7 protein-coding genes are annotated in these 7,117 nt (G+C 71.1%); all 7 read right to left on the bottom strand.

Annotation, left to right across the window (positions count from 1 at the left end):
- Nucleotides 1–40: 40 nt before the first annotated feature.
- Nucleotides 41–739 carry an ABC transporter ATP-binding protein gene (locus ACFWJ8_RS18620; RefSeq protein WP_378814344.1) on the bottom strand — a complete coding sequence of 233 codons (699 nt, stop codon included), beginning with the start codon at nt 737–739 and terminating at the stop codon, nt 41–43.
- On the bottom strand, nt 736–2,532 hold the full coding sequence (locus tag ACFWJ8_RS18615; protein ID WP_378814342.1) for an ATP-binding cassette domain-containing protein: 1,797 nt from the start codon (nt 2,530–2,532) through the stop codon (nt 736–738). The genes ACFWJ8_RS18620 and ACFWJ8_RS18615 overlap by 4 nt, the downstream gene beginning before the upstream one ends.
- Nucleotides 2,519–3,379 (bottom strand): branched-chain amino acid ABC transporter permease, encoded by an 861-nt coding sequence (locus ACFWJ8_RS18610; protein WP_378814340.1) that lies wholly within the window; start codon nt 3,377–3,379, stop codon nt 2,519–2,521. The genes ACFWJ8_RS18615 and ACFWJ8_RS18610 overlap by 14 nt, the downstream gene beginning before the upstream one ends.
- 72 nt (nt 3,380–3,451) lie before the next feature.
- Complete coding sequence (locus tag ACFWJ8_RS18605; protein ID WP_378814338.1) at nt 3,452–4,630, bottom strand: ABC transporter substrate-binding protein; 1,179 nt, start codon at nt 4,628–4,630, stop codon at nt 3,452–3,454.
- A gap of 173 nt (nt 4,631–4,803) precedes the next feature.
- Nucleotides 4,804–5,205 carry a nuclear transport factor 2 family protein gene (locus ACFWJ8_RS18600; protein WP_378814336.1) on the bottom strand — a complete coding sequence of 134 codons (402 nt, stop codon included), beginning with the start codon at nt 5,203–5,205 and terminating at the stop codon, nt 4,804–4,806.
- A gap of 8 nt (nt 5,206–5,213) precedes the next feature.
- On the bottom strand, nt 5,214–6,023 hold the full coding sequence (locus ACFWJ8_RS18595) for a MoaF C-terminal domain-containing protein (RefSeq protein ID WP_378814335.1): 810 nt from the start codon (nt 6,021–6,023) through the stop codon (nt 5,214–5,216).
- Nucleotides 6,024–6,131: 108 nt separating this feature from the next.
- The gene (locus ACFWJ8_RS18590; RefSeq protein ID WP_378814333.1) at nt 6,132–7,082 is read right to left on the bottom strand and encodes a helix-turn-helix domain-containing protein; all 951 of its coding nucleotides are present in this window, start codon (nt 7,080–7,082) and stop codon (nt 6,132–6,134) included.
- Between the last annotated feature and the right edge of the window lie 35 nt (nt 7,083–7,117).

Genomic DNA, 7,117 nt, shown 5'->3' with positions numbered 1-7,117 from the left:
CCCCGGCATCCACCCCCTCCTCCGTGTGCGGGGTCGGGCGTCAGCCGCCGAGGTACGCCCGGTGCAGCAGCTGCGGCTCGTCGCGCAGGTGGGCGGCGTCGCCCTGGAAGGTGACGTGGCCGCTCGCGACGACGATCGCCTCGCGCGCCAGGCCGAGTGCCAGCCCCGTGAACTGCTCCACGAGCAGCACGCCGACGCCGGACTCGGCGAGCGTCCCGACGATCGGGAAGAGGCGCGTGAACACGACCGGCGCAAGCCCGAGCGACATCTCGTCGATGAGCAGGAACCGGGGCTTCGCGGCGAACGCGCGCGCGAGCACCACCATCTGCTGTTCGCCGCCCGACAGCAGGGCGGCGGGGGAGTCGATCCGCTTCTCGAGCTCGGGGAAGTGGGCGAGCGCCGCGTCGATCTCGGCGGGCGTGCGCGCGGTCAGCGACAGGTTCTCGCGCACGGTGAGCGAGGGGAACACGGCGCGTCCCTGCTCGATGTGCACGATGCCGCGGCGCGCACGCGCGACGCGCGACAGCCTGTCGATGCTCTCGCCGCCCAGGCGGATGGTGCCGCCCGAGTGCGGGGTCACGCCCGAGATCGCCGCGATGAGGCTCGTCTTGCCGGCGCCGTTGGGGCCGACCAGGGCGAGCACCTCGCCGGGGCGCACCACGAGTGAGACGTGCGAGATCACCGGGCCGGCGCCGCGGCTCACGGTCACGTCGTCGAGCTCGAGCAGATCCTCGGTCATTGCAGCAGCTCCGTCTCGCCCATGTAGGCCTTGATCACGGCAGGGTCGTCGAGCACGTCGGTCTGGGGTCCCGACGCCAGCACGCGCCCGAAGTCGAGCACCGTCAGCCGGGGGCAGACGGAGCGCACGAGGTCGAGGTCGTGCTCGATGATCACGAGCGAGATGCCGAACCGTGCCGGCAGGTCGCGCAGCCGCACCGCGAGGGCGAGGTGCTCCTCGTGCGACAGGCCCGCGGCGGGCTCGTCGAGGATCAGCAGGCGCGGCTTGGCGAGCACGTTCGCGGCGACCTCGACGAGGCGACGGGTGCCGACGTCGACGCTCGACAGCCGCGAGCGGGCCGGCGGGCAGCCGAAGTAGGCCAGCGTGCGCTCGATCTCGTCGCGGTCGAGCCGGCGCCGCGCCACGAAGCGCACGTACGCCTCGACGGTGAGCGACGGCGGCACGCGATCCTGCTGATACGTGCGGCGCAGGCCCTGGCGTGCGCGCTGTGTGGGCGACAGGCCCGCGAGGTCCGCGCCGTCCAGGAGCACGCGGCCGCCGTGGCGCGGGAGGAACCCGCTGATCGCGTCGACGAACGTCGACTTGCCGGCGCCGTTCGGGCCGATGAGTCCCATGATCGTGCCGGCGGGCACCTCGAACGACACGTCGTCGAGGGCCTTCAGCGCGCCGAACTCGACCGTCAGCCCTTCCACGACGAGCACCGGCGCGTTCGCGTCCGCCACAGGGTCGATGGCCGCGACCGTGGTGGTGGAGATCTCGGCGCCGTCGAGAGGGGCGCCGGAGGACGTGGATGCCGGGCCCCCGGCATCCGGTTCCGCCTCGGCGCGTGCCGCCAGGCGCTTGTCTGCCCGGCGGTAGAAGAGGTTGCGGATGCCCTGGCCGAGGTTGGTGCCGCTGGTGAGCGCCTGCACACCCAGTGCGCCGAAGATGACGAAGCCCCAGTCGAGCTTGATGCCCCACTGCTTCAGCAGCTCGGGGACGAGCACCCACAGGATGCCGCCGAAGATGGCCATGTCGATGAGGTAGGCGCCAGACATGACGGCGAGCACGTACAGTGCCAGCGATTGCAGGGGTGTGAAGCTCGACGCGAACGGCAGCTGCACCTGACCGGCGATGAGGCCGCCCGAGATGCCGCCGAGCGCGGCGCTGATCGCGAACGCGGTGAGCTTGGCCCCGGGCACGCTCTGGCCGGCCGACGCGGTGCCGCGCTCGGAGAAGGCCACCGACTTCCAGCTGGAGCCCCATCGGCCCCGCTGCAGGAAGAACACCGCGAGTCCGCAGGCGGCGAGGACGATGACGCTGAAGAAGAAGTACGAGCGGTCGTCGGCGAAGAGGTCGGGGCGCTGCACGGCGGTGCCGTCGGCGGAGCCCGGGAACTGGATCTGCACGAGCGTCACGTCGGCCGCGGCGGCGAACCCCAGGGTCACGACGGCGAGGTTCACGCCGCGCAGGCGCAGCGCGGGCAGGCCCACCAGGATCCCGACGATCCCCGCGCCGATGCCGCCCGCCACAAGCCACACGGCGAACCCGCCGGGCGCGTCGATGTAGCTGAGACCGGCGACGATCCAGGCGCCGACCGCGGCGAACGTCAGCTGGCACAGCGCGATCATGCCGGCCGAGCCGGTGATGATGCCGAGGCCGAGGATCGCGGTGGCGGCGGTCACCGCCGATACCGCGAGGAACACGAAGTACCCCGACAGACCCTCGCTCAGCGCGTAGCCGACGGCGATGCCGACGAGGGCGACCGCGAACGGCCACGTCAGACGGAACCAGGAGCGGTCAGCGAGCGGCATCCCACACCTCCTTGCGCTGCGTCCACAGGAGCAGCACGACGATGAACAGGAACGGGAGGAAGTTGCGGATCAGGGCGACCTCGTCGATCTGGGCGACCAGGCCCGACAGCATGCCGAGCACGAGCCCGCCGACCACCGCGAGGTCGAGCCGGCGGAAGCCGCCCAGGAGCGCCGCGGCGGCCGCGGGCACGATGAGCATCGACAGGCTCGTCGCGTCGTTGGACTGCGAGGGCGCGACGATGATGATGACGATCGCGCTGATGAGCCCGGTGACGAACCACACCGCGATCGACAGCGGGCGTGAGCGGATGCCGAGGAGCTCCGCGGTCGTGGGGCGCTCCGACAGCGCACGCAGCTGGGTGCCGATCGGGGTGCGGGTGAGCACGAGGTGCACGCCGACCGCGACCACCAGCGCCATGCCGACCGTCCAGAGCGTCACCTGGCTGATCACGACGCCGCCGAGCGAGAACGCCGGTCCCGCGATGATCGGCGTGAACGGCTGGGGCTTGTTGCCGAACAGGATGAACGACAGCGAGATGAGCAGCAGCAGCGGCCCCACCGTCATCGCCGAGCGGGTGGTGAGGGATGCCTCCGACAGCCAGGTCGCGGCGATCCAGCCGATCGTGGCGGCGAGGAGGCCGCCGATGAGGACGCCGATCACGGAGCCCAGCCAGATCGGCAGGCCGGCGCTGGTGACCAGCCATACGGCGCAGAAGCCGCCGAACATGCCGGTCGCCGCCTGCGCGAAGTTGACGACGCGGACCAGTCGCGCCATCAGAGTGAGGCACACGCCGAGGACGGCGTAGAGTCCGCCGGCGGCGAGCCCGGAGAGGGCGCCTTCGATCATCGTCGATCCTCCGAATCGGTGGGTGGGAAGGGCGCGGCGGCCGGGGGAGCCCCCCTCCGGCCGCCGCACGTCTCATTCGGCGGGGATGCGGAACCAGTCGTCCGCGACCTTCTCCCACGCGTTCGTGCCGCTCTTGAGCGCGATCGGCCAGCCCGAGGTCGGGACCACGCCGAACTCGAACGCGTCGCCGACCATGGGGTTCTCCACCGGGTCCATGCTCTGGATCGCCTTGGTCACCGACTCCCGCGTGACATCGCCGTCGATCGACTTCAGCGCCTCGATGAAGTAGGTCGCCGCGAGGTAGCCGCCCTGGCTGAACGAGGTGAGCGCGATGTCGTTCTCCTCCATGAGGCTGCGCCAGTCGGCGTTGATGTCGTTCTCCTCGGTGAAGGGGTAGAACTCGGCGGGCACGTAGATGCCGGCGCCCGCGTCATCTATCGCCGCGGCGAAGTTCTCGCTGTAGACGCTCGTGAGGTACAGCCAGGTGACGTCGTCCCAGCCCTGCGCGTTGGCGGCCTTGACCTGGCCGATCGCGTCGGGCTCGACCGGGTTGATCGCCAGCGCCTTGCAGCCCTCCTGCTTGGCCTTCACGATGTAGGGCGTGTAGTCGCTCGCGCCGTACGGCACGGTGTCGTCGACGTAGAGCGGCTCCTTGCCCGTGATCTCGGTCCACCGGTCGATGGCCGCCTGGTAGGCGGGGCGCGTCGACCCGGCGATCTCGAGCAGGACGCAGATGTCGGTGAGGCCCAGCTCCTCCGAGCCGTACAGCAGCGTCAGCGTCATGTCGTTGAACGGACCGACATTGGCCGGCGAGATGTTCTCGCTGTCGAAGCAGCCCGTGTCGACGCCGATGCCGGGGATCGAGAGGATCCCCTCCTGCTTGTAATAGTCCGCGTTGAGGTCGCACTCGATGAGGCTGGCCGAGCCGACCATCGCGACGGCCTCGTCGCTGCCGACGATCTCGCGCGCGGCGGCGGTGGCCGATGCCGGGTCGCCCTTGTCGTCGAGCGCCTTGTACTCGATCATTCGGCCGTCGAGGCCGCCGTCCTCGTTGAACTGGTCGAACACGGCCTGGGCGGCGGCGGACGCCTCGGGGAAGGTCGCCGCGCCGCTGATCGTGTTGACGGAGCCGACGACGATCGGGGCGCCGTCGCCTCCGCCGCTGCCGCCTTCGTCGGAACCGCGGCATCCGGTGAGCGCGAATGCGGCCACGGCGAGCACCGCGGTCGCTGCCAACAGGGTCTTCTTCATCGCTGTCCTGCCTCTCGGGTCGCCCCGCGACGTCGGCGTCGCGGGGGCGGTGGCGCTCGCACGGGTGCGTCGTGCGACCGGTGGCTCCGACGCTAGGAGCCGGGTGGTGCCGGTGGTGTGCCGTGCGAGCACGGCTGTTGTCCAGGACGGCACGGCCCGTGCCGAGGGTGCGCTCAGCCCTCGTTCGCGGTGCCGGTCGCGCGGGCGACCAGCAGCGTGTCGGTGAACTGCTCGAAGGCGACGGCGCGACCGGCTTCGAGTCGCCACACATGGGCGACGCGGGCGGCGAAGAAGCGGCCCGTGCCCTTGTGGGTGCCGGAATAGGTGCCGACCCCGACGACGGCGTCGCCGCCGTCGATCACCTCGTCGATCGCGAGCGAGTAGTCGTCCCATTCCTCGCCGAGCCGGAGGAAGACGCCGTCGACGACGGCCTGGGGACCGACATAGGTCCCCGCGAGGGGGAAGCCGGCGGCCTCGGTCCACCTGATGTCGTCGGCGAAGTCGGCGATCATGCCGTCGATGTCGCCGCGGTCGGACGCGGCGTAGTGTGCGCGGATCACGTCTGCGTTGCGCATGGCCGCCCTCACACCGGCTGCGCGTCGGGGTACGCGACCGACCCGAGCGGGTAGATGTGGCCGCCCGCCCGTGAGTGCTCGGACTCGCCGTCGCCGTTGAGCCCGAGGAAGACCCCGGTGGTCATCAGCTGGTAGCCGAGGTCATGCAGCCAGACGCTCGCCACCGCGATGCGGAACTCGCGGAAGCAGAACAGGTACAGGCCGTCGGCGAACTTCCAGACCGTCGACAGGTCCATGTCGCCGTGCCCGCGCTGCACGCCCTCCAGGCACTGCCACGCGTACCGCTGCGACGACACGTACACGTGCTCGTACAGGTGGTGCGGGCTGTACCGGTAGACGTTGCGCTTGCCGATCAGGTCGCGGCTCGGCGCGGGCACGTCGCCGGTGGGTGTGCCGGCGTCGGTGACGCCCGCCCAGAACCGCTGCGTCACGCGCGGTGTGCCCTCGACGTCCTCGTCCGAGATGTGCGAGAGTGCGGCGAGGGCGCGGTGGCTCGACGTCGAGAACACCATGGTGAGCGCCTCGCGCTCCCGGGATGTGAGGGGCAGGTTCACGAACACGACGTCCTCGCGCACTCGGACGGCGTCGTACGGGTCGGTTCCGGATGCCTCGTACGCGCCGGAGGCCGTCCACGCCACGGCGTCGGCGCCGAAGTCGAGCGCGAGGGTCGTCCCGTCGTCGAGCGTCACGCGCAGCACGACCCCGCCGAGGTCGGCGCTCGGCAGGCGATAGGTGTCGATGCCGGCGGCGAACTCGTCGTACGTGCGCCACTCGTCGAGTGCCGGATCCTCGACGGCGGGGGAGGTGTGCTCTGTCATGCCGCCATCGTCGGGCGGCGGCATCCGAGCCCTCAAGGACTCGCGCGGCTTCCGGCGCCGCCGGTCAACCGGCGTGCCGTGGTGGTCAAGCCGGGCGGTGCGGCTGCCTCAGTGGCCGGCGCGGAACTCGCTGGGCGAGACGCCGTATGTCGACTTGAAGGCGCGGCTGAAGTGGGCCGCATCCACGAAGCCCCACCGTGCCGCGATGGCGGCGACGGGGCGATCGGCCAGGATCGGGTCGACGAGGTCCCGGCGGCACTGTTCGAGCCGGCGCGTACGGATCCACGTCGAGACGGTCGTGCCCTGCTCCTGGAAGAGCCCATGCAGGTGACGGGTCGAGATGAAGTGGGCGGCGGCGATCGACGCAGGCCCCAGGTCGGTCGAGGCGAGGTTGCGGTCGATGTGGCCGCGGATGCGCTGCATGAGCGCGCGGTGCGGGTCGGCGGACTCGCCGTCGAGGCCGAGCTCGCGGGCGAAGACCGTCGCGACGAGGTCGAGGGCGCTGTGTGCGAGGCGGGCGCCGGTCGAGCCGGCGAGCTGGTCGAGGTTGCCGGCGAGCTGCGTCAGGTAGGGCGCGACGACCGACCCGAGCCCCTCGGAGCCAGAGATCCGCACCGCCGTGAGCTGGCCGACCATGTCGGGCGGCAGCGTCAGCAGGTGGCGAGGGAACATCACGACCATGGTGCGGAAGTCCTGGTCGAACACGAGCGAGTACGGCCGGCTGGTGTCGTACACGGCCAGGTCGCCCGGGTTCAGCACCGCTTCGCGGTCGTCCTGGATGAGCAGGCCGGTGCCGGCCAGCATGAGGCTGACCTTGAAGTAGGGACGGTCGCCGCGCGCGATGAGCTCGGGCGTCCGCTCGACGACGTGGTCGGTGGCCCGGATGTCCGACACGTGCACCTCGTCGATGCCGGCGCCGCGGATCATGCCGCGGAACCGGTCGGGGTGCGTGCTGCTGACCTGCAGCGGCACGAAGGAGTCGTTGACGGCCGCGCGGAAGTCGCTGATGTTGCGGGCGATCCGCGTGGCGACCGTGTCGGGAGTCACAGCAGTGTGCACGGTTGCTCACCTCGATCATTGAAGCGTTGCGAGCA

It is taken from the genome of Microbacterium sp. NPDC058389 (genome assembly GCF_042722305.1).
GTDB lineage: Bacteria > Actinomycetota > Actinomycetes > Actinomycetales > Microbacteriaceae > Microbacterium.
Note: the sequence above shows the minus strand (reverse complement) of the source record. Positions and strands in the feature narration are given on the sequence as shown.

Coding starts and splice junctions, on each gene's coding strand:
- ACFWJ8_RS18595 (WP_378814335.1), bottom strand. CDS start 6,023: ATGACAGAGCACACCTCCCCCGCCGTCGAGGATCCGGCACTCGACGAG.
- ACFWJ8_RS18615 (WP_378814342.1), bottom strand. CDS start 2,532: ATGCCGCTCGCTGACCGCTCCTGGTTCCGTCTGACGTGGCCGTTCGCG.
- ACFWJ8_RS18610 (WP_378814340.1), bottom strand. CDS start 3,379: ATGATCGAAGGCGCCCTCTCCGGGCTCGCCGCCGGCGGACTCTACGCC.
- ACFWJ8_RS18605 (WP_378814338.1), bottom strand. CDS start 4,630: ATGAAGAAGACCCTGTTGGCAGCGACCGCGGTGCTCGCCGTGGCCGCA.
- ACFWJ8_RS18600 (WP_378814336.1), bottom strand. CDS start 5,205: ATGCGCAACGCAGACGTGATCCGCGCACACTACGCCGCGTCCGACCGC.
- ACFWJ8_RS18620 (WP_378814344.1), bottom strand. CDS start 739: ATGACCGAGGATCTGCTCGAGCTCGACGACGTGACCGTGAGCCGCGGC.